The sequence below is a fragment of the Streptomyces sp. NPDC001493 genome, from assembly GCF_053597235.1.
This window is the reverse complement of record NZ_JBSFHV010000044.1, coordinates 22255-48105: the sequence shown is the minus strand read 5'-3', so window position 1 is coordinate 48105 and position 25851 is coordinate 22255. Positions and strand designations below refer to the sequence as shown.

26 protein-coding genes are annotated in these 25851 nt (G+C 72.3%); 13 read left to right on the top strand and 13 right to left on the bottom strand.

Going from position 1 to position 25851, the window contains the following annotated elements; all coding sequences use genetic code 11:
- The 4 genes from ACWCWD_RS35795 to ACWCWD_RS35780 all read left to right on the top strand — a co-directional run.
- Window positions 1-853 (top strand): elongation factor 1-alpha C-terminal domain-related protein (locus tag ACWCWD_RS35795; RefSeq protein ID WP_450779630.1); only part of this gene is annotated, 853 nt, incomplete at its 5' end.
- A gap of 4 nt (window positions 854-857) precedes the next feature.
- Window positions 858-1589: an ABC transporter ATP-binding protein gene (locus tag ACWCWD_RS35790; RefSeq protein WP_450779628.1), complete on the top strand. Its 732-nt coding sequence runs from the start codon at window positions 858-860 to the stop codon at window positions 1587-1589.
- The gene (locus tag ACWCWD_RS35785) at window positions 1573-2493 is read left to right on the top strand and encodes an ABC transporter permease (RefSeq protein ID WP_450779627.1); all 921 of its coding nucleotides are present in this window, start codon (window positions 1573-1575) and stop codon (window positions 2491-2493) included. The genes ACWCWD_RS35790 and ACWCWD_RS35785 overlap by 17 nt, the downstream gene beginning before the upstream one ends.
- 50 nt (window positions 2494-2543) lie before the next feature.
- Window positions 2544-4088, top strand: a complete 1545-nt coding sequence (locus tag ACWCWD_RS35780) for a glycosyltransferase family 2 protein (RefSeq protein ID WP_450779625.1) — start codon at window positions 2544-2546, stop codon at window positions 4086-4088.
- Between the two features lie 176 nt (window positions 4089-4264).
- Here the strand turns inward: ACWCWD_RS35780 and rlmB are convergent, their stop codons facing one another.
- The 6 genes from rlmB to ACWCWD_RS35750 form a co-directional block, all read right to left on the bottom strand.
- Window positions 4265-5221 (bottom strand): 23S rRNA (guanosine(2251)-2'-O)-methyltransferase RlmB, encoded by a 957-nt coding sequence (gene rlmB, locus ACWCWD_RS35775; protein ID WP_390959443.1) that lies wholly within the window; start codon window positions 5219-5221, stop codon window positions 4265-4267.
- A 107-nt stretch (window positions 5222-5328) separates the two neighbouring features.
- On the bottom strand, window positions 5329-6729 hold the full coding sequence (cysS, locus tag ACWCWD_RS35770) for a cysteine--tRNA ligase (RefSeq protein WP_450779623.1): 1401 nt from the start codon (window positions 6727-6729) through the stop codon (window positions 5329-5331).
- 231 nt (window positions 6730-6960) lie between these two features.
- Complete coding sequence (locus ACWCWD_RS35765) at window positions 6961-7365, bottom strand: PPOX class F420-dependent oxidoreductase (RefSeq protein WP_328720941.1); 405 nt, start codon at window positions 7363-7365, stop codon at window positions 6961-6963.
- 199 nt (window positions 7366-7564) lie between these two features.
- Window positions 7565-8080 carry a 2-C-methyl-D-erythritol 2,4-cyclodiphosphate synthase gene (gene ispF / locus ACWCWD_RS35760; RefSeq protein ID WP_450779621.1) on the bottom strand — a complete coding sequence of 172 codons (516 nt, stop codon included), beginning with the start codon at window positions 8078-8080 and terminating at the stop codon, window positions 7565-7567.
- Entirely contained in the window at window positions 8070-8897 is an 828-nt protein-coding gene (ispD, locus tag ACWCWD_RS35755; protein ID WP_450779619.1) for a 2-C-methyl-D-erythritol 4-phosphate cytidylyltransferase, read from the bottom strand. The genes ispF and ispD overlap by 11 nt, the downstream gene beginning before the upstream one ends.
- Before the next feature lie 527 nt (window positions 8898-9424).
- On the bottom strand, window positions 9425-9907 hold the full coding sequence (locus tag ACWCWD_RS35750; RefSeq protein ID WP_003953493.1) for a CarD family transcriptional regulator: 483 nt from the start codon (window positions 9905-9907) through the stop codon (window positions 9425-9427).
- 694 nt (window positions 9908-10601) lie between these two features.
- On the opposite strand from ACWCWD_RS35750, the gene ACWCWD_RS35745 reads away from it, so the two are divergent.
- Window positions 10602-11240, top strand: coding sequence for a DUF461 domain-containing protein (locus ACWCWD_RS35745; RefSeq protein WP_450779617.1), 639 nt, complete (start codon window positions 10602-10604; stop codon window positions 11238-11240).
- Between the two features lie 112 nt (window positions 11241-11352).
- On the opposite strand, the gene ACWCWD_RS35740 is transcribed toward ACWCWD_RS35745, so the two are convergent.
- Complete coding sequence (locus tag ACWCWD_RS35740; protein WP_275493488.1) at window positions 11353-12033, bottom strand: response regulator transcription factor; 681 nt, start codon at window positions 12031-12033, stop codon at window positions 11353-11355.
- Window positions 12030-13292, bottom strand: coding sequence for a sensor histidine kinase (locus ACWCWD_RS35735; protein WP_450779615.1), 1263 nt, complete (start codon window positions 13290-13292; stop codon window positions 12030-12032). The genes ACWCWD_RS35740 and ACWCWD_RS35735 overlap by 4 nt, the downstream gene beginning before the upstream one ends.
- 196 nt (window positions 13293-13488) lie before the next feature.
- Here ACWCWD_RS35735 and phoU point away from each other — a divergent pair, with 196 nt between their 5' ends.
- Together phoU and ACWCWD_RS35725 are read left to right on the top strand one after the other, a co-directional pair.
- Window positions 13489-14166, top strand: a complete 678-nt coding sequence (gene phoU / locus ACWCWD_RS35730) for a phosphate signaling complex protein PhoU (RefSeq protein WP_327176532.1) — start codon at window positions 13489-13491, stop codon at window positions 14164-14166.
- Between the two features lie 327 nt (window positions 14167-14493).
- Window positions 14494-14643, top strand: a complete 150-nt coding sequence (locus ACWCWD_RS35725; RefSeq protein WP_266705998.1) for a hypothetical protein — start codon at window positions 14494-14496, stop codon at window positions 14641-14643.
- Here the strand turns inward: ACWCWD_RS35725 and ACWCWD_RS35720 are convergent.
- Complete coding sequence (locus tag ACWCWD_RS35720) at window positions 14628-16088, bottom strand: MDR family MFS transporter (RefSeq protein WP_450779612.1); 1461 nt, start codon at window positions 16086-16088, stop codon at window positions 14628-14630. The two genes, ACWCWD_RS35725 and ACWCWD_RS35720, sit on opposite strands and share 16 nt — an antisense overlap.
- A gap of 323 nt (window positions 16089-16411) precedes the next feature.
- On the opposite strand from ACWCWD_RS35720, the gene ACWCWD_RS35715 reads away from it, so the two are divergent.
- The 6 genes from ACWCWD_RS35715 to ACWCWD_RS35690 all read left to right on the top strand — a co-directional run bounded on the left by ACWCWD_RS35715 (window position 16412) and on the right by ACWCWD_RS35690 (window position 20902).
- The gene (locus tag ACWCWD_RS35715; RefSeq protein ID WP_386889069.1) at window positions 16412-17173 is read left to right on the top strand and encodes a phosphoglyceromutase; all 762 of its coding nucleotides are present in this window, start codon (window positions 16412-16414) and stop codon (window positions 17171-17173) included.
- Window positions 17174-17386: 213 nt separating this feature from the next.
- A complete protein-coding gene (locus ACWCWD_RS35710; RefSeq protein ID WP_450779609.1) occupies window positions 17387-17935 on the top strand; it encodes a YcxB family protein in 549 nt (182 codons plus the stop codon).
- A 153-nt stretch (window positions 17936-18088) separates the two neighbouring features.
- Window positions 18089-19354 (top strand): glycosyltransferase family 4 protein, encoded by a 1266-nt coding sequence (locus tag ACWCWD_RS35705; protein ID WP_450779607.1) that lies wholly within the window; start codon window positions 18089-18091, stop codon window positions 19352-19354.
- The gene (locus ACWCWD_RS35700; protein WP_450779605.1) at window positions 19351-20250 is read left to right on the top strand and encodes a hypothetical protein; all 900 of its coding nucleotides are present in this window, start codon (window positions 19351-19353) and stop codon (window positions 20248-20250) included. Before ACWCWD_RS35705 ends, ACWCWD_RS35700 begins: the two co-directional genes overlap by 4 nt.
- A 164-nt stretch (window positions 20251-20414) precedes the next feature.
- Complete coding sequence (locus ACWCWD_RS35695; protein WP_266706012.1) at window positions 20415-20663, top strand: hypothetical protein; 249 nt, start codon at window positions 20415-20417, stop codon at window positions 20661-20663.
- The gene (locus ACWCWD_RS35690) at window positions 20660-20902 is read left to right on the top strand and encodes a hypothetical protein (protein WP_450779603.1); all 243 of its coding nucleotides are present in this window, start codon (window positions 20660-20662) and stop codon (window positions 20900-20902) included. The genes ACWCWD_RS35695 and ACWCWD_RS35690 overlap by 4 nt, the downstream gene beginning before the upstream one ends.
- Window positions 20903-20974: 72 nt before the next feature.
- On the opposite strand, the gene ACWCWD_RS35685 is transcribed toward ACWCWD_RS35690, so the two are convergent.
- From ACWCWD_RS35685 to mshA, 4 genes are all read right to left on the bottom strand, one after another.
- Window positions 20975-21778 (bottom strand): hypothetical protein, encoded by an 804-nt coding sequence (locus ACWCWD_RS35685; RefSeq protein ID WP_450779601.1) that lies wholly within the window; start codon window positions 21776-21778, stop codon window positions 20975-20977.
- Window positions 21779-22139: 361 nt separating this feature from the next.
- The gene (locus tag ACWCWD_RS35680; RefSeq protein ID WP_450779599.1) at window positions 22140-23660 is read right to left on the bottom strand and encodes a hypothetical protein; all 1521 of its coding nucleotides are present in this window, start codon (window positions 23658-23660) and stop codon (window positions 22140-22142) included.
- 108 nt (window positions 23661-23768) lie between these two features.
- A complete protein-coding gene (locus ACWCWD_RS35675) occupies window positions 23769-24299 on the bottom strand; it encodes a YbjN domain-containing protein (protein WP_450779597.1) in 531 nt (176 codons plus the stop codon).
- A 78-nt stretch (window positions 24300-24377) separates the two neighbouring features.
- Window positions 24378-25754: a D-inositol-3-phosphate glycosyltransferase gene (gene mshA, locus ACWCWD_RS35670; RefSeq protein ID WP_450779595.1), complete on the bottom strand. Its 1377-nt coding sequence runs from the start codon at window positions 25752-25754 to the stop codon at window positions 24378-24380.
- Window positions 25755-25851: the final 97 nt, after the last annotated feature.

The following is a 25851-nucleotide window of genomic DNA, read 5'->3' as shown; positions in this document are numbered from 1 at the left end:
CGGCGTCGTCGAACAGACCCGCCGCCACGCCGCCGTCGCCGCCCTCCTCCGCGTCCCCCACGTCGTCCTCGCCGTCAACAAGATGGACCTCGTCGACTGGTCGGAGATGGAGTTCCTGCGGATCGCCGAGGAGTTCACCCGGTACGCGGCCGAACTCGACCACCCACTCGCCGAGTTCACCGCGATCCCGGTCTCCGCGCTGACCGGCGACAACGTCGTGGAGCGCTCCGCGCACATGGACTGGTACACGGGCCCCACCCTCCTCGACCACCTGGAAACCGTCCGCACCGACGGCGGAGAGGCGGACCGTCCGGCCCGGCTCCCCGTGCAGTACGTCATCCGGCACGGCGACGTCCGGCGCTATGCGGGCCAGTTGGCCACCGGCGAACTGCGCACCGGTGACGCGGTGACGGTGCTCCCCTCCGGCGTCACCTCCACCGTCACCGCCGTCGACCGGCTCGGCGAACCCGTCGACGCCGCGTACGCCCTGGACTCGGTGTCCGTACGCCTCGCCGACGACCTCGACATCGGCCGGGGCGACCTCATCGTCCCGGTGGCCGAGGCGCCCGCGCTCACCCGGAGCGTCGACGCGGACGTCTGCCATCTGCACGACCGCGCCCTGCGCGTCGGCGACCGGGTGCTGCTCCGGCACACCACCCGTACGGTCAAGGCGGTCGTCCAGGACCTGCCCGGCCGGCCCGACGGTCTCACCGCCAACGAGCTGGGCCGGATACGGCTCCGCACGGCCGAACCGCTCGCCGCCGACGCCTACGCCGTCTCCCGTCGCACGGGCTCCTTCCTCCTCATCGACCCCGCTGACGGCGCCACGCTGACCGCGGGCATGGTCCGGTGATCGCGTGCCGACCCAGGGCCGCGCCCCGGCCCTCGTACTGAAGCAGGTCACCCACGCCTACCAACCCGGCGGACCACCGGTGCTCGACCGGGTCGATCTCACCGTGGAACAGGGCGAGTTCCTCTGTGTGCTGGGCGCGTCCGGCTCCGGGAAGTCCACCCTGCTGAGCCTCTTCGGCGGGCTGGAGCACCCCTCCTCGGGCACGGTGACGCTGCCCTCGCCCCGACCCGCACTGATGTTCCAGGAGCACGCGCTCTTCCCGTGGCTCACCGCCGGAGGGAACGTCGAACTCGCCCTTCGCTTCTGCGGGTTGCCCAAGGACGACCGCGAGGCGGAGGCCCGGCGGCTGCTCGCCCTGGTACGGCTCCCGGACGCGTACGACCGGCCCGTGCACGAGCTCTCCGGCGGCATGCGGCAACGCGTCGCCCTGGCCCGCGCGCTCGCGCAGGGCAGCCGGGTCCTCCTGATGGACGAGCCCTTCGCCGCGCTCGACGCGATCACCCGCGAGGTGCTCCACGAGGTCCTGCTCGACGTCCGGGAGGCACGCGGGCTCACCGTCGTGCTCGTCACCCACCAGGTGTCCGAGGCCGTCCGGCTCGCCACCCGCATCGTGCTGCTCTCCTCGCGCCCCGGCCGGATCGCCCACAGCTGGCGCACCGGCGAACCCGGGGCCGACAGCGCGGCCATCACCGCCCGGCTGCGGGAGGAGGTCCGGCGCCATGCCCCCGCCCACTGACCAGAGGGAGCGGACGGGCCAGCGGGAGCGGGCCGCCGGGACCACCGCGCTCACCGAGGGCCTGGACCGGCTGGAGACCACCGCCCCGGCGGACCACCCGGCACCCGGCGGCCCCGCCCGGCGGTACGCCGCCCGCCTCCGCTCCACGGCGACCGCCCCGGCCCTCTCCGTCCTCGCCCTGCTGCTGCTCTGGCAGGGCGCGTACGCACTCGGTCTCTCCGCCACCCTCCCCTCCCCCGCCGCCGTCGCCTCGTCCCTGGGCGACGCGCGGCGGGACGGCACCCTGTGGCCGGCGCTCGGCCACAGCCTGCTCCGTACGGTGGCGGGATTCGCGGTCTCCGTGGCGCTCGGCACCCTCCTCGGGCTGCTGATCCACCGGGTGCGCGCCGCACGCGGGGCGCTCGCCCCGGTCCTCTCGGCGCTCCAGTCGCTCCCGGCCGCCGGTCTCGTCCCGCTCGGGGTCATCGTCTTCGGCGAGTCCGAGGCGGCGGTGTACGCGGTGGTACTGCTCGGAGCCGTACCGTCCGTGGCGCTCGGCGTGGCCGGGGCGCTCGGGCAGATCCCGCCGCCGCTGCTGCGGGCCGGGCGGTCGCTGGGCGCCACCGGCCCCGCCCTCGTCCGGCACATCCTGCTGCCGGCCGCGCTGCCGGGTCTGGTGGCCGCGCTGCGGCAGGGCTGGACCTTCGGCTGGCGGGCGCTGATGACGGCGGAGCTGATCACCGCGACCCCGCTGCCCGGCGTCGGCCAACTCCTCAGCTCCGGCAAGGAGAACGACGACACCGCGCTCGTACTCGCCGCCGTCCTCCTCGTCCTCACCGTCGGCATCGTCATGGAGTCCGCCCTCTTCACCCCGGTGGAGCGGCGGGTGCTGCGCACCCGCGGTCTGCTCCCCGCCCGGCCCTGAACCCCCGGCACCCCCTTCGCGTACGTCCGCACGCCCCGAAAGGCATCCCCATGAGCTCGGCCTCCTCCTCTCCGCCGAAGGTCAGCGTCGTCGTCCCCGTGTACAACCCGGGCCCCCACATGGACGAGTTGATCGATTCGCTGCTGAACCAGACGATGGATCCGGGCGAGTTCGAAGTGATCTTCGTGGACGACGGCTCGACCGACGGCACCGGAGCGCGGCTCGACCGGCTCGCGGCGGAGCACGCGCACGTCGAGGTGGTGCACATACCCAACTCCGGCTGGCCCTCGCGCCCCCGCAACGTGGGGATCGAGCGCGCCCGGGGCCGTTACGTCCAATTCGCCGACAACGACGACTGGTTCGGCACCGAGGCGCTGCAACGGCTGTACGCGTACGCCGAGGAGAACGGCTCCGACATCGTGGTGGGCCGGATGGCCGGCCGGGGCCGGGGCGTACCGCGCGAGCTGTTCCGGAAGAACCTCCCCGACGCCCGGCCGGAGAAGAGCGCGCTCGTCGACAGCCTCACCCCGCACAAGATGTTCCGCCGGTCCTTCCTGCTGGACCACGGGCTGCGCTTCCCCGAGGGCAGACGGCGGCTGGAGGACCACGTCTTCGTGATGGCCGCCTACTTCGCGGCCCGGCGGATCTCGGTCCTCTCCGACTACGTCTGCTACTACCACGTGGCCCGCCCCGACCACTCCAACGCGGGGTTCCGCACCTTCGACCCCGCCGGGTACTTCGGCAACCTCCGCGAGGCGCTCGACATCGTCGACGCCCACACCGGACCCGGCGCCGTCCGCGACCGGCTGCACCGGCGGTGGCTCCGGGTCGAGACGGTGGAGCGGCTCAGCGGGAAGCGGTTCCTGGACGCCCCCGAACAGTGGCGCGCGGACTTCTTCCGCGAGGCCCGGGCCCTGGTCGCCGAGCGGTTCGGCCCCGGGGTCGCCGCCGGGCTGCCCGCCCGCCAGCGCGCGGCGGCCGAACTCCTCGTCCAGGACCGGATCGACGCCGTACGCGAACTCGCCGTCTGGGAGACGGCGGTCCGCGCCAGGGCGACCGTCTCCGCCCCGTCCGCCGAGGAGATCACCGCCACCGGCGAGCTGCTCTCCGGCGGCTCCCCGCTCGCCTTCACCCACCGCGCGGACGGGTCCGACGCGCTGGCCGTGCCCGTCCCCGGCATCCCGGCCGAGGCTCTGGACGTCACCAAGGCGCTCAGGAACGCGAAGATGGACGTGCTGGCCCGGCGCAGGGGCGGCGCGGAGGAGTTCTTCGTCCCCTCGAAGACCAGCCTCACCCGCGTCCAGGACCCGGGCACCCCCGGCGGCTTCCGTACCGTCCACACCACCGTCGCCCGCCTCGCCCCCGACACCCTCAACTCGGGCCGCAACGCGGGCACCTGGGATCTCAAGGTGCGCATCAGCAGCTGCGGCTGGCAGCGCGACGCCCCGCTGCCGCTCAGCCTCCTCATCGCCACGGACGGCGCCCCGCCCGTGCTCACCACCCCGCCCGCCCGCCCCGTCACGGTGCTCCGCCTGAAGCGGGCCGCCCGGCGCAGGGCCGCGGCCCTGCTGGCCCGGCTGCGCGCCCTGGTCTGAGGGGCGGCGCGAGAGCCCACGAGAAACGGCCCCAGGAGATGTCCTCCTGGGGCCGTTCGTCGTACGTACCGACCCGGGCGCGTGGTACCGGGCCGGTGGTCAGGGGCGCCCGAGCGCGGGGGCGCTCAAGCGGTCGGGCCGCCCAAGCGCAGGCGCGCTCAGGCGGTCCGGGGCGCTCAAGCGCGGCGGCGGGCCACCTCGTAGAGCACGATGCCGGCCGCGACACCGGCGTTCAGCGACTCGGCGCCACCCGGCATCGAGATACGGACGCGGTAGTCGCAGGTCTCGCCCACGAGGCGGCCGAGGCCCTTGCCCTCGCTGCCGATCACGATGACGACCGGGCCGGACAGCTGCTCCAGGTCCTCCACCGTGTGCTCACCGTCGGCGGCCAGACCGACGACCGTGAGGCCCGCCTTCTGGTAGCCCTCCAGCGCGCGGGTCAGGTTGGTGACCCGGGAGACCGGGGTGCGCGCGGCCGTACCGGCCGAGGACTTCCAGGCACCCGCCGTCATACCGGCCGCACGCCGCTCGGGGACGACCACGCCGTGGCCGCCGAACGCCGACACGGACCGGACGATCGCGCCCAGGTTGCGCGGGTCGGTGACCCCGTCGAGCGCCACGATCAGCGGGTCCTCGCCGTTGTCGTACGCGGCGGCCGTCAGGTCCTCCGGGTGCGCGTACTCGTACGGCGGGACCTGGAGGACGAGGCCCTGGTGGTTCAGGCCGTTCGTCATCCGGTCCAGCTCGGGGCGCGGGGCCTCCATGAGGTTGATGTTGCCGCGGTCGGCGGCGAGCTTGAGCGCGTCACGGACCCGCTCGTCGTTGTCGATGAACTGCTGGACGTAGAGCGTCACCGCGGGGACGCCGTCGCGCAGCGCCTCGAAGACCGGGTTACGGCCGACGACCATCTCCGAGGTGCCCTTGACGCCGCCGCGCCGCGGGGCGGGGCGACGGGCCGCGGCCTGCTTGGCCGCCGCGTTGGCGATGCGGTTCTTCTTGTGTCCCTTGCGGGCGGAGGCGGGCGGCGTCGGGCCCTTGCCTTCGAGGCCACGGCGTCGCTGCCCACCGCTGCCGACCTGCGCGCCCTTCTTGTTGGACGTGCGGCGGTTCCTGCGCTGGCTGTTCCCGGCCATGACCTACCTGTTTCGTTGCTTCAGAAATGCTTCTACAAGTGAAAGTGTGCCGCCCGGACGGCCGGGCGGCACATTCGCGCCTCAGGACGCGGTGCGAGGAGCGGTGCTCAGCGCGGTCCCAGCGACCACCGGGGACCGCTCGCGCTGTCCTCGATGACCAGCCCGGACTGGTTCAGCTGGTCGCGGATCGCGTCCGCGGCGGCCCAGTCCTTGCGCTCGCGGGCACCCTGCCGCTGGTCCAGCACGAGCCGTACGAGCGTGTCGACGACGCCGTGCAGGTCCTCGCCCCGGTCGCCCTCGCCCGCCCAGTGCGGGTCGAGCGGGTCCAGACCGAGGACGCCGAGCATGGCCCGGACCTCGGCGAGGCGGGCGATCGCCGCTTCCTTGTCGTCGGCGGCGAGCGCCGAGTTGCCCTGGCGCACGGTGGTGTGGACGATCGCGAGCGCCTGCGGGACACCCAGGTCGTCGTCCATCGCCTCGGCGAAGGCCGGCGGCACCTCGGAAGCGGGCTCGACCGTCTCGCCCGTCTTCTCGGTGACCCGCTGCGCGAAGCCCTCGATCCGCGCGAACGCGGACTCCGCGTCGCGCAGGGACGCCTCGCTGTACTCGATCATCGAGCGGTAGTGCGCGCTGCCGAGGTAGTAGCGGAGCACGATCGGCCGCCACGCCTTGACCATCTCGCTGACCAGCACGGAGTTGCCCAGCGACTTCGACATCTTCTCGCCGGCCATGGTGACCCAGCCGTTGTGCACCCAGTACTTCGCGAAGGTGTCGCCGAACGCCTTGGACTGGGCGATCTCGTTCTCGTGGTGCGGGAAGATCAGGTCGATCCCGCCGCCGTGGATGTCGAACTCGGCACCGAGGTACTTGTGCGCCATCGCGGAGCACTCCAGGTGCCAGCCCGGCCGGCCGCGGCCCCAGGGGGTGTCCCAGCTCGGCTCGCCCGGCTTCGCCGACTTCCACATGGCGAAGTCGCGCTGGTCGCGCTTGCCGGTCTCGCCCTCGCCGGACGGCTGGCGCAGATCGTCCAGGTTCTGGTTCGACAGCTCCAGGTAGCCGGGGAACGAGCGCACGTCGAAGTAGACGTTGCCGTCCGCCGCGTAGGCGTGGCCGCGCTCGATGAGGCCGCGCATCATCTCGATCATCTCGGGGATGTGGCCGGTGGCGCGGGGCTCGTAGGTGGGCGGCAGGCAGCCGAGCGCGGCGTAACCGTCGTTGAACGCCCGCTCGTTCTCGTACCCGATCGACCACCAGGGGCGGCCCTGCTCCTCGGACTTCCGGATGATCTTGTCGTCGATGTCCGTGACGTTCCGGATGAAGGTCACGTCGTAGCCGCGGTACGCGAACCAGCGGCGCATGATGTCGAAGTTCAGGCCGGAACGGATGTGCCCGATGTGCGGTGCGGCCTGGACGGTAGCGCCACAGAGGTAGATCGAGACACAGCCCGCGGTGAGCGGGACGAAGTCACGGATCTGCCGGGCGCTGGTGTCGTACAGGCGAATAGTCACGCCTCAAGGGTAGTAGGCCGACACCAGTGCCCCGCGACCGTTGGAGAGTCGCGGGGTAACTTTTCTGCTATACGGCCCCCGGGAGGGCTCTTCGAGGGTGCCGCTACGGGGCACGGGGTGCAGGTGGGACGCGTGGGGCGGGTGTGTCGTGGCCGCCCGCCCGCACGGAAAAGAAGACTTTCCGTCACGGGCGGAGCCGTCGCCTCCGGACCGCCCCCGGCGGCCCGTCCGTCAGATGCGGCCGACCACCTTGCGCGGGGTGATCCGCACGACCACCCGCTCGGCGTCGTTCACCGAGTCCGGGTTGAAGTCCGCGTATCCCTTGCCGGTGTACTTCCGCGACAGCTGGTCGATCAGCTCCTGGCCGCCCTCGGTGGACAGGGTCGCCTCGCCGCGGATCTCGGCGTAGGAGTACGGCGCGTCGAACGGCTGGAGCAGCACGGTCACCCGGGGGTCGCGGCGCAGGTTCTTCTCCTTGCGGCGGCCGACCGTGGTGGAGATCAGCACGTCGTCCCCGTCCCGCGCCACCCACACGGGCGACACCTGCGGGCTGCCGTCCGGCTGGATGGTCGCGACGTTGACGAAGACGGGCGTGTCCAGCAGGTTCTTGAGCTCATCGGAAAGTGCGGCGGTCATGACCTACATCCTCCTGCGCGTAGCGGTGACGGGCTGCGACGGTACGTGATCTGCGTCTCCTACCCCGTAACCACGCGGCCGCTCCGTTCGTTCCCGGACCGGCCCCACCGGAAGAGTGAAAAAACGGCCGGGAAGTGTACGGGCCCCGGGCCATGGCCCTCCGGGCCCGCGGCCGTACGGCGGCGGGCCCGGCGCGGCCTCAGGGGGTGCGGTACACCAGCGCGGTGGCGATCCCCGCGATGCCCTCGCCCCGGCCGGTGAAGCCGAGGCCGTCCGAGGTGGCGGCCGAGAGCGAGACGGGGGCGCCGACCACGTCCGAGAGGACCTGCTGGGCCTCCTCGCGCCGCTTGCCGATCTTCGGGCGTACCCCGACGACCTGGACGGCGACGTTGCCGATCTCGAACCCGGCCGCCCGCACGATCCGGGCCGCCTCGGCCAGCAGCGTCACACCGGAGGCACCGGACCACTCGGGGCGGCCGGTGCCGAAGTGCTGCCCCAGGTCACCGAGGCCGGCGGCGGAGAAGAGGGCGTTGCAGGCGGCGTGCGCGACGACGTCCGCGTCGGAGTGCCCGGCCAGGCCGGGGCCCTCGCCCTCCCACTTCAGGCCCGCGCACCAGAGCTCGCGGCCCTCCTCGAAGGCGTGGATGTCGGTCCCGATCCCGACGAGCGGGATCACGGGGCGGGAATCGGTGACGGGACGGGGATCAGAAGCCATCGTTCGCCCTCCGGCGTGCGAGTACCGCCTCGGCCAGCACGAGATCGAGCGGCCGGGTCACCTTGAACGCCTCTTCGTGGCCGGGCACCACGACGACGGGCTCGCCGAGACGTTCCACCATCCCCGCGTCGTCGGTGGCGCCGTCGCCGCCGAACACCACGGTCGCGTGCGCCCGCACCAGGGTCTCCCGGTCGAAGCCCTGCGGGGTCTGCACCGCGCGCAGCGTGGCCCGTACGGGGGTCGAGAGCACCGGCTCCGGTCCGCCCGGGACCACCGAGGGCTCGACCTCCTTGACGGTGTCGGCGAGCGGCACGGCGGGCACCACGGCCGGGGCGCCGCCGCGTACCGCCTCGATCACCGCGTCCACGGTGTCGACCGGCACCAGGGGGCGGGCCGCGTCGTGCACCAGGACCGTGGCCACGTCCTCGGGCAGCACCTCCAGGCCGAGGCGGACGGACTCCTGGCGGGTCTCGCCGCCGGGCACCACCACGTAGTCGGTGCGCTCCGGCAGGGCGTGCGCGTCGAGGAGGTTCTTCACCTCGGACGCACCGTCCGGCGGGGCGACCACCACGACGAGCGAGACGGCGCGCGAGGCGGCCATCGCCCGTACGGCGTGGATCAGCATGGGCGTACCGCTCAGGGTCCGCAGCGCCTTGGGCGCGCCGGGACCGAGCCGGACCCCCCGGCCGGCCGCCGGGATGACGGCGGCGGTACGGGGCGGCCTGGCGGAACCGCCGGTCGCGGGGGGTACGGCGGGCGCCGGGGCGCCCGACGGACCCGGCAGCCCGTCGGGTGGCGACGTGTCGGGCGGTGACATGGGTGACATCGGTTGGACTCCGAAGCTTCGGCAGGTTTGTTGCCACGGCCGACGTGGGTAGGGCACCGAACGAGCCGCCGTACAACGGCCCGCCTCGGTCCGGACCCCTTCCGTGACCCGGTCGAGCGAGTCGTGGCGGCGGCGCGGGGCGGCCGGTGCGTTGACCGGCCGAGGGGGACGCTAGCCGCACGAGGGCCGGCGCGACCACCACCTGGTATCCGGCCGAATTCAGCCGCATCCGGGTGGCCGAAAAAGAATCTTGAAAAAGCGCCGGGTGCCCAGGTGTCCGGCCCCCCGCATGCGGTGAATCCGGTGCGGTGGGTTCCGCCGCATCGGAAACCCGCCGCACCGGGACCGGAAGCCGGCGGGACCGCGGGAAGTCGCGGCGCGTCATACGACGCAGGGCGTCATACGGGGAACACGTACGGGCCCAGAACGCGAACGTGCCGCGGCGCCCGGAGACGTGCCGTTGAAAACGGCAGGTCAGCGGGGACCACGGCATATTCGTACAACCGGTGTGATCCGGTTCAGGACGCGAGAACCTCGTCGAGCAGGGCTTCGGCCTTGTCCTCGTTCGTGTTTTCCGCGAGAGCGAGCTCACTCACCAGGATCTGGCGGGCCTTGGCGAGCATGCGCTTTTCTCCGGCGGAGAGTCCGCGCTCGCGCTCACGACGCCACAGGTCGCGCACCACTTCGGCGACCTTGATGACATCGCCAGAGGCGAGCTTCTCCAGATTTGCCTTGTAGCGACGGGACCAGTTCGTCGGCTCTTCGGCATACGGTGCGCGCAGCACCTCGAAGACCCGGTCCAGCCCGTCCTGCCCGACCACGTCGCGCACGCCTACGAACTCCGCATTGTCCGCCGGCACACGAACCGTCAAGTCGCCCTGGGCGACCTTGAGCACCAAGTAGGTCTTGTCCACGCCTTTGATCTGGCGAGTTTCGATAGCCTCGATCAGCGCGGCCCCGTGATGGGGATAGACCACGGTGTCGCCAACCTTGAACGTCATGTGACAGGTACCCCTTCCGTGGCTATCCAGGGTAACACGAGAACGGCTACTCCTGAATGGCGTTTTCGCAGGTCAGGGCATATCTCGGGGCTTGACAACAGCATCGGGAACGTGCTGCGCGGGGCTTCGCGGAGAGGGTATTCGCAGGTCGGAGCCGTTGTACGACCGGCCGGAAACGCACCGTTCGCGCGCCCGGGAACCCTGTCCGAACGGGTTAAAGATCCCGTTTTGCCGGATTCGCGAAGCGGCGGTTTCTTCCGCGCGTTCGGAGATCGATCACACGATCGACAGAAGTTTCGCGCCCCATTGAAATTGATCAAGCCGCCCCTGACAACCGCTCCCCGCGCTTTTCCGCCGACGAATGCGTCACCGCCGGGAAAATTGATCATTCGCGTTTTGTGAACAGCGGATGTCGGGCGGTGACCGGCGTGCCGGGGCCGCCCGGAGGAGGGACGGTCCGGGCGCGGCTCCGGTCCGTGAGCCGGGCGGACCGCCCCGGTCCCGGCGAAGAGCCGTGGGGCAAAGGGGCGGGTCGGGTGCGAGGCGTGAGCGGCGGCTCGGTAGCCTAAGGCCGCTGACACACCCTTAGGGCGGCTTTACGTCACTCGGACCCGCCGCCCTGCGCGGTCGTGCAGTGCACCTGCGCACCACGTCCGTAGTCCGCAGTCCGAACGTTCAAGGAGTTGCCGCCGCCGTGAGCCGCAGCCTTCGACACGGCGCTCTCGCCGCCACTGCCCTCGTGATCTCCATCGCCTCGCTGTCCGCGTGCGCCGCGGGCAACGACGCAGCAACGCTCCAGGTCAGGCCGGACAATGCCGCCACCTCGGTCGGCGACATCAAGATCCAGAACGTGAACGTCGTCACGCAGCCCGACCACGACGCCGAGGGCCCCGCCGTGGTCACCGGCGCCCTCTTCAACCAGGGCACCGAGGACGAGACGCTGGAGGCCATCACGCTGCCCCGGTCCAGCACCGAGGTGAAGCTGCACGCCGCCAAGGGCGACGGGCCGCTCGTGGTCCCGGCCGGCGGCAAGGTCGTCCTCGGTGGCGAGGGCAACGCGTCCGCCGTCATCGAGAACGGCCGCCAGGCCACTCAGAACGGCAACATCGAGCAGGTCGTCTTCCGCCTCAGCGACAGCGGCGACATCGCGCTGGGCGCCACCGTCGTGCCCTCCCGCTCCTACTTCAAGGGCTTCGGGCCGAGCGCGCTGCCCACCGCCGCCGCGAGCCCCGACGCCTCGGCCTCCGCCGACGCCTCGGCCTCCCCGGACGCCTCCGCGGGCGCCGACGCCTCCGCGACCCCGACGGACAGCGAGTCCCCGGCCGCCGAGTGACATCGGGCCGGCCTCGTACCCGAGCGCCGGCCGCGTACACGAGTGAAGGGCGCCTTCCCCTCGGGGGGAGGCGCCCTTCACTCATCGGTCCGTGCGGTGGCCGGCCACCGGTTTACGGCTCGAACTTGTAGCCCAGGCCGCGGACCGTCACCAGGTAGCGCGGCGCTCCCGGGTCGGGCTCGATCTTGGCGCGCAGCCGCTTCACGTGCACGTCGAGGGTCTTGGTGTCGCCCACGTAGTCGGCGCCCCAGACCCGGTCGATGAGCTGCATGCGGGTCAGTACCCGGCCCGCGTTGCGCAGCAGCATCTCCAGCAGGTCGAACTCCTTCAGCGGGAGGTCCACCTTGCCGCCGGAGACGGTGACCACGTGGCGGTCGACGTCCATCCGGACCGGACCGGCCTCCAGGGCCGCCGGCGTGATCTCCTCCGGCTCCCCGCGGCGGCGCAGCACCGCGCGGATGCGCGCCACCAGCTCGCGCGAGGAGAACGGCTTGGTGACGTAGTCGTCGGCTCCTATTTCCAGACCGACCACCTTGTCGATCTCGCTGTCCTTGGCGGTGACCATGATCACCGGGACGTTGGAGCGGTTGCGCAGCTGGCGGCAGACCTCGGTACCGGGCAGGCCCGGCAGCATGAGGTCGAGCAGGACGAGGTCGGCGCCGTTGCGGTCGAACTCGTCGAGACCGTCGGGACCCGTCGCCGCCACGGCGACCTCGAAACCCTCCTTGCGCAGCATGTAGGACAGGACGTCGCTGAAGGATTCCTCATCCTCGACGACAAGCACTCGGGTCACGGAAGGGCCTCCGGGGCAGGAAAGGGTTCAAAAGCAGCGGTGTCGAACGGTCCGTCGTCGTCACTGCTGACGACGAGCGGTCCGCCGGTGGTGCGTTCCCGTACGGTGCCCGTCTCGGGCAGGCGCAGGGTGAAGGTGGAGCCCTGTCCCTCGGAGCTCCAGACGGTGACCTCCCCGCCGTGCGAGGCGGCCACATGCTTGACGATGGCGAGCCCGAGGCCGGTGCCACCGGTGGCTCGTGAGCGGGCCGGGTCGACGCGGTAGAACCGCTCGAAGACCCGGTCCCGGTCCTTCTCGGAGATGCCGATGCCCTGGTCGGTCACGGAGAGCTCGATCAGGGGCCGGCCCTGTCCGGCCATCCGCCGGACGGCGATGCCGACCCTGGTACGGGCGGGGCTGTAGTTGACGGCGTTCTCGACCAGATTGCCGAGGGCCGCCGCGAGCTGTCCGCGGTTGCCCCAGACGGAGAGGTCGCTGGTTCCGCCGGAGGCCATGGTGATCTCCTTCGACACGGCCTGCTGGCGGCAGCGGTCGATGGCCTCGGCGACGAGTTCGTCCACCCGGACGGCCTCGGCGTCCTCCAGCGGGTCGTCGTTCTGGACCCGGGAGAGGTCGATCAGTTCCTGGACGAGGTTGGTCAGCCGGGTGGCCTCGATCTGCATCCGGCCAGCGAAGCGCTCGACGGCCTCCCGGTCGTCGGACGCCTCCAGGACCGCCTCCGACAGCAGGGAGAGCGCGCCGGTCGGCGTCTTCAGCTCGTGGCTGACGTTGGCGACGAAGTCTCGCCGTACCGCCTCTATCCGCCGCGACTCGGTCAGGTCCTCGACCAGCAGCAGCACCAGCCGGGAGCCCAGCGGGGCGACCCGGGCGGAGACGGCGAGCGCGTCGCCCCGGCCCGTACCGCGGCGGGGCAGCTCCAGCTCGACCTGCCGTATCTCGCCGTCCCGGCGGGTGTCCCGGGTCATCTGCAGCATCTGGTCGACGGCCAGCCGGCCGCCGCGGACCAGGCCCAGCGCGTACGCGGCGGAGCTGGCCTTCACCACGCCGTCGCTCTCGTCGAGCACGACGGCGGACGAACTGAGGACGGAGAGGACGGTGTCCACCCCGGGAGGCAGGGTGGCGGCGGTCTCCGGCCGCACGGAAGCGCGCGTCGGTTTCTTCAGTTCGCGCTCGCTCCAGCGAAACGCCAGCATCGCGATCACGCCGGTGCACAACCCGGCGGTCCCGGCTGCTGCGGCGACCGCCGCGTTCACGTCCATGTCGTCCAGGTTATGCGTCGATGCGTACGCCCTCCCAGCCATACGAGTGCCATCTCGAACACTCGTCGCCCAGAGTTCACCGAGGGTATGGGCCCGGTTCACTTCTGCGGTCGGATTCCGACGCGTTCCGGGCGCACCGTGGGAGCGTGGGGTTCGACCCAGAGACCCCGGCCCACAGGACTGGAGAGGGACTTCCATGCGCGACGCCTACCACGAGGAACTCGACTCGATCGGCGAGGACCTGGTCGAGATGGCCCGGCTCGTCGGGTCGGCGATCGGACGGGCCACCACGGCCATGCTCGACGCCGACCTCACGCTCGCGGAGACCGTCATCGCCGCGGACCAGAGGGTCGACGACCTCCAGCACGAACTGGAGGCGCGCGCCATCGCCCTCCTCGCCCGGCAGCAGCCGGTCGCGACCGATCTGCGGATCGTGGTCACCTCGCTGCGCATGAGCGCCGACCTGGAGCGCTCGGGCGACCTCGCCCAGCACGTCGCCAAGCTGGCCCGGCTCCGCTTCCCGGACAAGGCCGTCCCGCACGACCTGCACGCGACGATCCTGGAGATGGGGCAGCTGGCCCAGCGGCTGATGGCGAAGGCCGCCGAGGTGATCATCACCAAGGACGTCGACCTCGCCCTCCAGCTGGAGCAGGACGACGACGAGATGGACCTGCTGCACCGCGCGCTCTTCCAGCACCTGATGGACGACCGCTGGAAGCACGGCATCGAGACGGCGGTCGACGTGACCCTGCTCGGCCGTTACTACGAGCGCTTCGCCGACCACGCGGTCTCGGTCGCCAAGCGGGTCGTCTACCTGGTGACGGGCGAGCACGCCGACGAGCTCCAGTCGCCGACCTCGGTCGAGGGCGCCTGACCGACGCGGGACGGGCGGGGCGGGCGGGGCGGGCAGGGCCGACGGTACGGGTGGGGCGGGCGGGGTCGGTGGTACGGGGCCGGGCGCACGCCCCCGTACCGCCCCGTACCGCCCCGCAGTGCGATCCGGCGCGCGCCGGCGCCGTCGGACCACCGGAGGGGCACGGAATCTCTGCGCGTGTGCGCCGTTGATGCGCCCGCCCGGCTGGGCATGCAATGGACGGGGGCCGGGACCGATCCCGTACGCCCCTGTCGTGCGCACCGGGCGTACGACACCGGCGCGGCGGCCCTCCGGCCCCGGCCGGTGGTACGCGTTGAGGAGGACCTCATGGCACATGCGGCCGATTCCCCCCTGCCCGACCCCGAGCAGGAGACCCCGACCGAAGTGGTGCGCCTGACCGTGCTCGGCGCCTGCGGCTGCGGCTCCGGCTGCGGTTGCGGCTGCCAGTCCGGTTCGCCCTGTCAGTGCGGCGGCTGACCGGACCCGTTCCGGGGGCCTGTCCCGGCTGTGGCCGTACGACGGCGCGACGGCTGTACGCCGTCGTGCGGCCGCGCCGCCCGCACCTGAAGAGGCTTGTCCCCGGCGTCGACGCGCGGGGACGGCTCGACGGCGGGGGCCGGTACGGCCGGCCCGCCGGTCTCCACGACGCGCCCCTCCGGATCGCCGGTCTCCACGACGCGCTCCCGGTCCCCCGGCTCCGCGAGCGGGGACAGGTCCCGCATCAGCAGCCAGTAGCCCAGGGTGGTCGCCGTACCGAGCAGGGCGCAGGCCATCCAGAGCCAGGACGCGCCCCAGTGGTCGATCACCACGCCGGACATCAGCGGGGCGACCAGCGCCGCGACCGACCAGGACATCGTGTACACCCCCTGGTAGCGGCCCCGGCCCTGCGAGGGCGAAAGCTTCACCACCAGACCGGACTGGGTCGGGGCGTTGACGATCTCGCCCAGGGTCCAGACGCACACCGTCAGCGCGTACGCGGCGACCGAGCCCGCGAAGGCCGTCAGACCGAACCCGTACCCCAGGAAGAGCGTGGAGACGATGAGGAGTTGACGCGGGTCACGGCTCTCGATGAACCGGGAGAGGGGGATCTGGAGTACGACGATCAGCAGGCCGTTGACGGCGATCGCGGTACCGAAGTCGGAGCTGGTGAGCCCGTCCGCGCCCATGGCCACCGGCAGGCCCACGTAACCCTGCTGGGTGATCAGCGCGACCAGGAACGACAGCCCGACCACCCCCATGAACCGCCTGTCCCGCAGCACGTCCGTGAGCCGGACCCCGACGGGTTCGGCGGTCCGCGCGCCGGACGCGGAGACCACCGGGGCGCGGTCCGGCCGGGACTCCGGCACCTTCAGGAAGACGACGGCGGCGCAGCACAGGGTCAGCAGCGCCTCGACGAAGAAGCCGATCCGGTAGCTGTACTCGGCGATGAACCCGGCGCCGGTGGAGGAGACGGCGAAGCCGAGGTTGATGGCCCAGTAGTTCAAGGAGAAGGCCCGGACCCGGTCCTTCGGCGGCACGATGTCCGCCATCATCGCCTGGACGGCGGGGCGCGAGGCGTTGCTCGCCATGCCGACGACGAACGCGACGCCCGCGATGGCGACCGGGTTCTCCATGAACCCCAGCACCGCCACCGAGAGGGCCGTCGAGACCTGCGCGATCAGCATGGTCGGCCGCCGCCCGAGCCGGTCGGCCATCACCCCCGCGCCGAGCGAGGAGATGACCCCGCCGAGGCCGTGCAGCGAGGCGACCAGACCCGCGTACGAGGCCGAGTAGCCCCGGTCCAGCGTCAGGTAGAGCGCCATGAAGGTGGCGACGAACGCCCCGAGCCGGTTGACCAGCGTGCTGGTCCACAGCCACCAGAACTCCCGGGGCATCCCGGACACCGCGCCGCGCGCGGCTCTCCGTAGACCGTGGACAGACATGCGGGTACCCCCAGGTGGCGCGAGCGGGAACAGGTGCGGGACGAGTGCCGCACGGACACGCCCGGTAAGCGGTACGGCAGCTGAGCGAACATTACGAAGGACGGCTTCCCGACCGCCACTCGATTGACGGCAGCCGTCAATCGTCGGCCCGGCGGGGTGCGGCTCGCTGCGCAGGTGGGGCGCGGACGGGGCACGGACGGGGGCCTTCGGACAGCCCTCCCGGCACCCCTCATGTGCGCCCCGCACCGCTCGCCTGTGTACCTGTTTGTCCGTCCAGTGGCCGGACGCGCGAAGGGGGTACAGGTTCGATTACGCTCGGGCTCATGGCCGACGCGACGTACAAGCTGATCCTCCTCCGCCACGGCGAGAGCGAATGGAACGCGAAGAACCTGTTCACCGGTTGGGTGGACGTGAACCTCACCGAAAAGGGCGAGAAGGAAGCGGTGCGCGGCGGTGAGCTGCTGAAGGACGCCGGGCTGCTCCCGGACGTCCTGCACACCTCCCTCCAGAAGCGCGCCATCCGCACGGCGCAGCTCGCGCTGGAGGCCGCCGACCGCCACTGGATCCCCGTCCACCGCTCCTGGCGGCTGAACGAGCGCCACTACGGCGCGCTCCAGGGCAAGGACAAGGCCCAGACCCTCGCCGAGTTCGGCGAGGAGCAGTTCATGCTGTGGCGCCGCTCCTACGACACCCCGCCGCCGGTCCTCGAGGACGGCACGGAGTTCTCGCAGAGCGACGACCCGCGCTACGCGACGATCCCGACCGAGCTGCGCCCGCGCACCGAGTGCCTCAAGGACGTCGTCGTCCGCATGCTGCCGTACTGGTACGACGGCATCGTCCCGGACCTGCTCGACGGCAAGACCGTCCTCGTCGCCGCCCACGGCAACAGCCTCCGCGGCCTGGTCAAGCACCTGGACGGCATCTCCGACGACGAGATCTCGGGCCTCAACATCCCGACCGGCATCCCGCTCGTCTACGAGCTCGACGCCGACTTCAAGCCGGTCAAGCCGGGCGGCACGTACCTCGACCCGGACGCGGCCAAGGCCGCCATCGAGGCCGTGAAGAACCAGGGCAAGAAGAAGTAAATTCCGCGATCACGCCCCCGGTCCGCGCGTACGGCGCGGAGCGGGGGCGTTTTCGTGGCCCCGACCCGCCCCGCCGCAGGCCACGGACGCATGTCCGGGTCCCCGGGAGGGCTGCGACCGCCCCGCCGGATTCCACCGCCATCGCAGTGGGGCCGGTCCGGTCGCTCACGAGTGGCTGTGCCGTACACGCGAACTGCCCTACTCTCAGCCGCCATGAAAATGGATCAAGCAGGACAGGCCGAATCCGCGGCATCGGACACCGCCCTGTTCGACTACCTCCCGACCGCCGCGGACTACGACCAGGCCCGGAAGAGGTTCTCCCTCAGGACCCGGCACGGCCTGACCGGTGGTCTGTGGCTTCCCGCCCTGTTCGGGGCCGCGGTGATCACCACGCGGACACTGGCCTGGCACTTCGGCGCCGCCGAGACGACCGGCATCAGCGTGATCGGCGTCAGCGCCCTCTTCTACGCACGGCAGCGGGTCCGCAGGACCCGGACACGGACCCAGTACGAGGAGCACGCGGCTCTCGGGAACTGCCGCACCACGCTTACCGCCGACGGGCTCACCACCACCGGCTCGTCCGGGGAGAGCAGCGGCACCACCAGCTGGAACATCTACCCGTGGTGGTTCGAGACGCCCGACCTGTTCGTCCTCACGGGCAGCGCGGAGTACTTCTTCGTCATACCCAAGCGCGGCGCGCATTCCCCCGAGGACCTGGTCCGGGCCCGCGCACTCTTCGCGCAGCACCTTCGGCGTATCTGAGCACCGGCGCCACGCACGCCTGCCGGGCAGCACTCGGCCGAGACGGCCGACGCCCCGGGCACACCCCCGCACGAGGGGCCACTCGGCGGCATTCGCCCCTCACGAAGGAGTAACGACCGCAACTACCGGCCCCCCGCCGCTGTCTTGCCGTTCATGAAGATTTCCTTCCTCATCCACAACGCGTACGGGATCGGGGGGACGATCTCCACCACGTTCAACCTGGCCCATGCGCTGGCCGAGCGGCACGAGGTGGAGATCGTTTCGGTCAACCGGCACCGGGACGCGCCCGCGTTCGCGCTCGACCCGCGCATCCGGCTGCGGCCGCTGATCGACCTGCGGCGGGAGAAGGGCCACCCACTGTTCGGGCAGCCGTCGAAGGCGTTCCCGCGCGCGGAGAGCCGGTACGGGGAGTACAGCGCGCTGACGGACCGCCGGATCGCCGAGTTCCTGTCGGGCACGGACGCCGACGTCGCCATCGGTACGCGCGCCGGGCTCAACGTGCACCTCGCGCTCCAGGCACCCGACCGCACCGTGCGGGTCGGGCAGGAACACCTCACGGTGGAGAGCCACCCGCCCGCCCTGCGCCGGGTCCTGCGCCGGGCGTACCGGCGGCTGGACGCGCTGACCACCGTCACGGACGCGGACGCGGACGCCTACCGGCGGACGATGCGGCTGCCGGGCGTACGCGTCGAGGCGCTGCCCAACAGCGTGCCGGACCCCGCGCTCCCGCCCGCCGACGGGAACGCGCGGATCGTGGTCGCGGCCGGGCGGCTGGTGCGGGTGAAGCGGTACGACCTGCTCATCGAGGCGTTCGCGAAGGTGGCCGCCGAGCGTCCCGACTGGCAGTTGCGAATCTACGGACGCGGCGAGGAGCACGACCGGCTGCGACGCCTGGTGGACGAACTCGCCCTGCACAACAACGTGTTCCTGATGGGCGCCGCCGCCCCGATGGAGGCCGAGTGGGTCAAGGGCTCGATCGCCGCCGCGACTTCGAGCTTCGAGCCGTTCGGCATGACGATCGTGGAAGCGATGCGCTGCGGGCTCCCCGTGGTGAGTACCGACTGCCCGCACGGGCCCGCCGAGATCATCCGGCCCGGCGAGGACGGCCGGCTGGTCCCGGTCGGGGACCGGGACGCGCTGGCCGCCGCGCTGCTCGACCTCGTCCGCGACGACGAGCTGCGCCGCCGGATGGGCCGCGCCGCGCTGGACAACTCCCGCCGGTACGCGCCGGGTCCGGTCGTCGCGCGGGCGGAGGCCATGTTCGAGGGGCTGGCCGCCGCCCGGGCCGCCGGGCGCCCTGCCGCACCGGACACCGGCACGGCCCTCGCGCTCGGACCACACGGGTACGCGGCCCGGGACACCCTGGAAACGGCGGCACGCACCCTGCTGAAGACCGTACGGAAGGCGAAGCGGCGATGACGGAGACGAAGGCGACGGAAGGCACCGACCCGGCGCGGGGCGGCGGCACGGACTCCGCGCCGGATCAACTCCCGCGCGCCGCCTGCTCGGTGGACCGGGAGGGCCGGATGGTGGTGCGGTTCGGGTTCGAGCCCCGTACGGCGGAACGCCCGCGGCTGCTGCTGCGGTTGCGTCCGCCGAAGGGGAAGCCGGAGTCGGTCACCCGGCTGGTCGACCTGGAGCCGGACGGACCGGCCGACGCACGGACGGGTGGACCGGAGCGCTCCTGGCGGGCCGTGCTCGAACCGGAGCCGGCGCTGACGGAGGGGCGGTGGGACCTCTTCGTACTGCCCGCGCCGGACGCGGAACGTACGCCGCTGCTCGCGGGCGTCCGCGACCTGCGGGCGCTGCCGGCCGGGCGCGAGCCCGGGCGGACACCGCTGCCGCTCGCGGTGCGGGTGCCGTTCGCCACCGGGGACGGCACCCTCGCCGTACGGACCTGGCTGCGGGCGGCGCACGTCGAGGCGGACCGTATCGAGGTCGGCGCCGAAGCGACCACCGTACGCGCGCGGATCTTCGGGCCCCGGCCGGGCGTCGGCGCGGCAGCCCTGCTGCGACTGCGGGGAGCGGCCGGCGGGGTGCGCGAGACGGAGCTCCACACGGACGGCGGCGACGGCGTGCGGTTCGCCTTCTCCCACAGGGAGTTGGTGGACACGCCCGACGGTGGGCCGGGGGTGTGGGACGTACTCGTGCGTACGGAGACGGGCGCGCGGCCGATCCGGGTGGGGCGGCTGCTGGACGATGTAGCGGACCGCAAGAAGGTGTGGGTCTTCCCGGCCTTCACTCTCAACGGCCTTACTGCGCGCATCTATTACACGCTGGACAATGAGCTTTCGGTGGAGGTCACGCGCGGCTGACGCACCATCGGGTACCGCCCGACGAGCAGACGCGCCCGTGTACTCGGGCCCGCCACCCACTACCGTGGGGGTGCCTTCCGGCGCCCCCACGCGGACGCGTACCCGGGCCCTGCCGACGGGGCGCACCTTGCCGGCCGAGGCACAAGGAGATCGGGGAGAGCACAGTGGGCGAGTCTCTGAAGACTTTCGTCGGTGGTACCGAGGTGGAGGTGCCCAACAGCATCCCGGCCATCCGCGCCGCGCTCCCCGACGAGAGACGCGACGAGTTCGACCGCGCCGTCAACGAGGCGGGCGTGCACCAGATCCACGCCGTGATGCGGCACTGGATGCTGGAGGCGGTCCCCGATCCCGAGGCCGAACGCATCCTGGACCGGCTGGCGCGGGACGAGGCCGAGAGGCGGAGCGTGGCTTGAGTTTCCGTATCTCCTACGCCCCGCCGGCCGACGACACCCTGGCCAAGATGCGGGACGTCGAACCGTTCCGCGACGAGATGGCCCGCACCCTGGGGCGGGCTCCGTACGGCCACGGCTCCACGGCCGTGAAGGGCGAACGCGACCGCCGCGAGGCGACGGTGGCGGGCGCGATCGTCCTGTACTACGTCTCCGGTTCGGTGCTCACCGTCACCGTGGTCCGGCTCGTACCGCTGCCCTGAGCCTCCCGAAGCCCCCGGGGCGGCCCTGGCCGGACCTGGGCGGCCCCGGGGGAAGAGACGGGCCTCAGTCCGTCAGGAGACCTTCTTCACCTGGGCGTCGATGACCGGCTGCGGCTGCGTCAGCTTGACGTCGTTGCCCATGAACGAGGTCACGTTCAGCGTGCTGAAGGTGCTCACCGTGCTGCCCTGGCGGACCACCGCGAGATCGAACGGGACCTTCATGCCTTCCTGCTCCATCGTCGTGGCCCAGGCGGCCTGCTCCTCGCCGCCGGTCACCTTCTCCTCGGTGACCGCGGAGATCTTCTGGGCGTCTCCGCCCACGGTGGCGGTGAAGCCCGCGGTGCAGGCGGTGGCGGCGGCGCGGATGGCGGCGACGGTGTCAGCCGCTCCCGTGCCCTCGTAGGAGGACAGGGTGAGCATGGTGTGGTCCCCGCCCGATACGGAGGCCGTCGCGTCGTCCGACGTGGCGTCGACGCCGGTGGTCTTCGCCTCCGACTCGACGCTGCGCGAGGCCGAGGCGGCCGGCTTGCCCTGGGCCGCGCCGAAGAGCGCCTGGGCGAAGGGCAGGCACTCGGCCTTGTCGACAGTGACGGCCTCGGGCTTGACGATGTCCTCGGCGGTGGCCTTCTCGATCTTGAGGTCGGCGACGTCGCCCTGCACCAGGCTGGCCTTCTCCAGCTCGGCGGCGGTCAGCGCCTTGACGGCGCTCTGCTCCGCCTCGGCGGAAGCGGACGCGGACGCGGAGGACTTCGCGGAGCTTCCCGCCTTGTCGGCGCTGTCCGAACCGTCCGAGGACCCTCCGCAAGCGGTGGCCAGAAGGACCAGGGAGGCCACGGAAGCGGCGAGGGCGGATCGGCGGACGGTGGAAGCGCGCATGGTTCATTTCTCCTATTTCGGGAGCAACAACCCCTGCTCGGCTGCCCGTTCACGCGGTCGCGGCAGGATCGTCGCATTGCGCGTCACTCTATGGTCGAAAATTTGCTCGACCATGGTTTCCCTACGACTCCTGGCGTGATTGTGATTCCTCTGTGATCACCCTGTGAATTCACCGACCGTTTCGGGAGCATTCATGCCTCACGGCCCCTTGGACCAGCGGGTTTCCCCCACCGCCGAACCGTCACGGAACGGGCGCGCCGCTGCGGCCGGGGACCCTGTGGCCGGGGGCCCCGGCTCGTGGCGGCGCTCGCGGAGGTGGGGGAGGCGGCCCGGGGGCGGTGACGGGCGGACCGGGACAGCCTCAGGTGGCCTTTTCGTCGCGGGGCGTGACGTTGAGGAAGGGTTCGAACCAGGCGGCCGGCCGGAGGTCGCCTATGCCCAGCCGCTGGTTGACCTCGTCCTCCGGGTCCTCCATGCCGTCCAGACCGGCGTCGTAGAGCATCAGGACGTCGGTGTCCTGGAAGAACATCTCGGCGCACGCGTCGAAGTCGTAGTCGTCCCGGTGGGACGGGAGGTCTCCGCCGACGACGGTCCCGGTCCCGGCGACGGTCCCGGCGGAGGTCCCGATCCCGACGGCCCCGGTCCCGGCGGAGGTCCCGGCCTCGACGGCGGCTCGCGCGTCCTCGATGGCGAGGTGCAGAGCCACCTCCTCGGCCGTACAGGTGGGCTCCGGCCACCAGCCGTCGCGCAGGTCGCCCCCGATGTTCTCGGCCGCCCGCGCGAAGCGCAGCCGCCAGGCCGCGCCGACGCCGAACGTCACCCTGGGCAGCCGGGTGAAAACCCCGGCCTTCTCGCCGAGCCCGCCCGGCGCGAGAGGCCGGTCGCCGAGCGCCGCGGCGTCCTCGCGTGCGTGGTGGGCCAGCCGCCGCAGCGCCCCGTGGAGGGCTGCGGCGGTACGGGGCGTGAGGTGCCACCGGCAGCGCTCCTTCCCGCACTCCGGGTCCGCGCAGTGCGGGGCGTCCACTTCGAACAGTGCGGCGAAGTCCGGCCGTTCGGGCTCCCCGCCGTCTACCGGCTCCCCGCCGTCCACGGGCTCGCCGGCCGCTCCGGACTCCGCGGCCACTCCGGGCTCCGCGGCCACTCCGGGCTCCGCGGGCCGGTGGGCCTCCTCGCCACGGAGCCAGCCGGAGCCGAAGTCCGCCACCACCGCTTCACGGCTCCAGCCCGCGAGCTCGTCGTCCTCGTCGGCGGTGAGCCGGTAGACCTGACTGCGGTCGGCGAGGGTGTCCGCTCCCGCGATGTCTCCTCCGCGCTCGGCGAGCCACTGGGTGGCGCCGATGAGGTCCTGCCGGTCGTGGGCGCCCAGTTGGTCGGCCGGCAGCGGTTCCCAGCCCTCGCCGGCGGCGGCCTTGAGCAGCGCCCGCCGGTCGTGGACGTGGAACTCCCGCAGCAGCGCGATCCGGAAGACCGGGCCGGAGAGCTCGGCGAGCCTGGCGTCCGGGGCGGCGGCCCGCCCCTGCCCGCGCTCCCCGTCACCGCGCTCCCCGCGCCCGTGCTCCCCGTCCCTCGGCGCGTCGTCCTCCGGCCAGGCGCCCGCGAGAGCGTGGCCGACAGCGGTGCGCAGGGACTCGGCCGCACGGTCCGGCAGCCGGGTGCACAGCTCCTCCGGCGGGCCCGGGTCCCACGCGTCGGCCGGTGTGCGCAGGGCTCGCTGGAGCATGCGGGCGGCCTCGTCGGCTAGTTCGGGGGTGCGGCAGGCCAGGACGGCGTGCAGGGTGGCGGGACGCGGGCCGCGGTCCACCAGCGCGAGGACCCGGCTCTCACCGGGGGTGCGCTCGCAGTGGAAGCCGAGCGGCACGGCAGAACGTGGCTGACTGGGCACGCGGTGGCTCCGGGCAGGTGGGGGTGCGGACGCACGGACATCTGCCCCGTCGGGGGGAGATGACACACCGTCCGGACACCGGGGCGTCCGGTGGCCCGGGGGCAGCGGTCAGCCCGCGTCCGGCCCCGCGTCCGCGTCCGTACGCCGGGTCAGGTGGGCGAAGGCGTCGAGGTTCCGGGTGGACTCGCCCCGCGAGACCCGCCAGGCGTACTCCTTGCGGATGGCGCTCGCGAAGCCCAGCTCCAGCAGGGTGTTGAACGCACCGTCGGCCGCTTCGAGCACCACGCCGAGCAGCCGGTCCAGCTCGTCCGGGGTGACCACGCTCAGCGGCAGCTTGCCGACCAGATAGACGTCGCCGAGCCGGTCCACCGCGTAACTCACGCCGAAGAGGCGGAGGTTGCGCTCCAGCAGCCAGCGGTGGACCGCCGCGTCGTTCTCGTCCGGGTGCCGGACGACGAAGGCGTTGAGGGAGAGGGAGTGCTTGCCGACGAGGAGCGAGCAGGTGGTGGAGAGCTTGCGGGTGCCGGGCAGCTTGACGACGTAGTTGCCGGACTCCGGGCTCTCCCATTCCAGGCCGGCGTCGTCGAGGGTCGCCTCGATGATCCGCGCCACTGCCGCTTCGTCCACTGCCTCAGCCATGGTGCGAGCGTACGACAGCGTGCTGCCGCGCACCTACCGGCCGGTACGGGCTCCCGCTTCCGGATCCGGCTCCCGGCCTCAGCCCTGGCGGGAGCGGACCCGGCGGCGGTGGTCCTGCATCGCACCGGTGTAGACGTCGGCGGTCGCGGCGGCGGCGGTGCCCCAGCCGAAGGACTGCGCGTGCTCGGCGGCGGCGGCGCCCATCCGGTCGACGAGCTCCGGCGTGCGGACGAACCGTTCGAGCGCCAGCGCGTACGACTCCGGGTCGTGCCCCGGGATCAGGAAGCCGCTGACACCGTCCCGCACCGCGACCGGCAGTCCGCCCACGGCCGCGGCGACGACCGGCGTACCGACCGCCTGGGCCTCTATGGCGACCAGCCCGAACGACTCGCTGTACGACGGCATGACCAGCACGGACGCGGCCCGGAACCAGTCGGCGAGCTGGTCCTGCCCGACCGGCGGCTGGAACCGTACGACGTCGGCGACGCCGAGCCTGGCCGCCAGCTTGTGGAGGACCTCCGGCTTGGCGAGGCCCGTACCGCTCGGTCCGCCCACCACCGGTACGACGATCCGGGACCGGAGCGACGGATCGCGCTCCAGGAGCACCGCCACGGCGCGCAGCAGCACGTCCGGCGCCTTCAGGGGCTGGATGCGCCCCGCGAAAAGCGGGATCAGCGCGTCCTGCGGCAGCCCGAGCCGGGCGCGCGCGGCGGCCCGCCCGTCGCCGGGGCAGAAACGTTCCAGGTTCACGCCGGGGTGGACGACGGCGACGGAGGCCGGGTCGGCGTCGTAGAAGCGGACGAGTTCGTCCGCCTCTTCCGCCGTGTTGGCGATGAGCCGGTCGGCCGCGTCGACGATCTGCGTCTCCCCGATGACCCGGGCGGCGGGTTCGGGGGTGTCGCCCTCCGCCAGCGCGGCGTTCTTGACCTTCGCCATCGTGTGCATGGCGTGCACCAGCGGGACGCCCCACCGCTGCGCGGCCAGCCAGCCGACCTGGCCGGAGAGCCAGTAGTGGGAGTGCACGAGGTCGTAGTAGCCGGGGCGGTGACCTGCCCAGGCCTGCATCACGCCGTGGGTGAAGGCGCAGAGCTGGGCGGGCAGGTCCTCCTTGCAGAGCCCTTCGTACGGCCCCGCGTCGACGTGCCGGACCAGCACCCCGGGCGCCATCTCGACCACCGGGGGCAGGGAGCCGGTGGTGGCCCGGGTGAAGATCTCCACCTCGATGTTGATCTCGGCGAGGCGCCTGGCCAGCTCCACGATGTAGACGTTCATGCCGCCGGCGTCGCCCGTGCCGGGCTGGTGGAGCGGCGAGGTGTGCACGGAGAGCATCGCGATCCTGCGCGGCCTGCGGTGCCCGCCGGTGAACCCGGCCGCCAGAGCGCTGCCACGCCCGCCCGGGAACCGCAGGCGGGGCGTCACGCGGCTGCCGCCGAATCGGGAGACGTCACGACTCACGTCGTCCGGACCTCCTCGCTCAGGGCATGCCATGGAAGGGACGGACGTCCCCTCGTCGGCGAAACAGCGAAACGCGCCCGATTCATTTCCGTCTTTG

Coding starts and splice junctions, on each gene's coding strand:
- ACWCWD_RS35785 (WP_450779627.1), top strand. CDS start 1,573: ATGCCCCCGCCCACTGACCAGAGGGAGCGGACGGGCCAGCGGGAGCGG.
- ACWCWD_RS35780 (WP_450779625.1), top strand. CDS start 2,544: ATGAGCTCGGCCTCCTCCTCTCCGCCGAAGGTCAGCGTCGTCGTCCCC.
- rlmB (WP_390959443.1), bottom strand. CDS start 5,221: ATGGCCGGGAACAGCCAGCGCAGGAACCGCCGCACGTCCAACAAGAAG.
- ACWCWD_RS35765 (WP_328720941.1), bottom strand. CDS start 7,365: ATGACCGCCGCACTTTCCGATGAGCTCAAGAACCTGCTGGACACGCCC.
- ispF (WP_450779621.1), bottom strand. CDS start 8,080: ATGGCTTCTGATCCCCGTCCCGTCACCGATTCCCGCCCCGTGATCCCG.
- ispD (WP_450779619.1), bottom strand. CDS start 8,897: ATGTCACCGCCCGACACGTCGCCACCCGACGGGCTGCCGGGTCCGTCG.
- ACWCWD_RS35750 (WP_003953493.1), bottom strand. CDS start 9,907: ATGACGTTCAAGGTTGGCGACACCGTGGTCTATCCCCATCACGGGGCC.
- ACWCWD_RS35735 (WP_450779615.1), bottom strand. CDS start 13,292: ATGGACGTGAACGCGGCGGTCGCCGCAGCAGCCGGGACCGCCGGGTTG.
- phoU (WP_327176532.1), top strand. CDS start 13,489: ATGCGCGACGCCTACCACGAGGAACTCGACTCGATCGGCGAGGACCTG.
- ACWCWD_RS35725 (WP_266705998.1), top strand. CDS start 14,494: ATGGCACATGCGGCCGATTCCCCCCTGCCCGACCCCGAGCAGGAGACC.
- ACWCWD_RS35720 (WP_450779612.1), bottom strand. CDS start 16,088: ATGTCTGTCCACGGTCTACGGAGAGCCGCGCGCGGCGCGGTGTCCGGG.
- ACWCWD_RS35715 (WP_386889069.1), top strand. CDS start 16,412: ATGGCCGACGCGACGTACAAGCTGATCCTCCTCCGCCACGGCGAGAGC.
- ACWCWD_RS35710 (WP_450779609.1), top strand. CDS start 17,387: ATGAAAATGGATCAAGCAGGACAGGCCGAATCCGCGGCATCGGACACC.
- ACWCWD_RS35705 (WP_450779607.1), top strand. CDS start 18,089: ATGAAGATTTCCTTCCTCATCCACAACGCGTACGGGATCGGGGGGACG.
- ACWCWD_RS35700 (WP_450779605.1), top strand. CDS start 19,351: ATGACGGAGACGAAGGCGACGGAAGGCACCGACCCGGCGCGGGGCGGC.
- ACWCWD_RS35685 (WP_450779601.1), bottom strand. CDS start 21,778: ATGCGCGCTTCCACCGTCCGCCGATCCGCCCTCGCCGCTTCCGTGGCC.
- ACWCWD_RS35675 (WP_450779597.1), bottom strand. CDS start 24,299: ATGGCTGAGGCAGTGGACGAAGCGGCAGTGGCGCGGATCATCGAGGCG.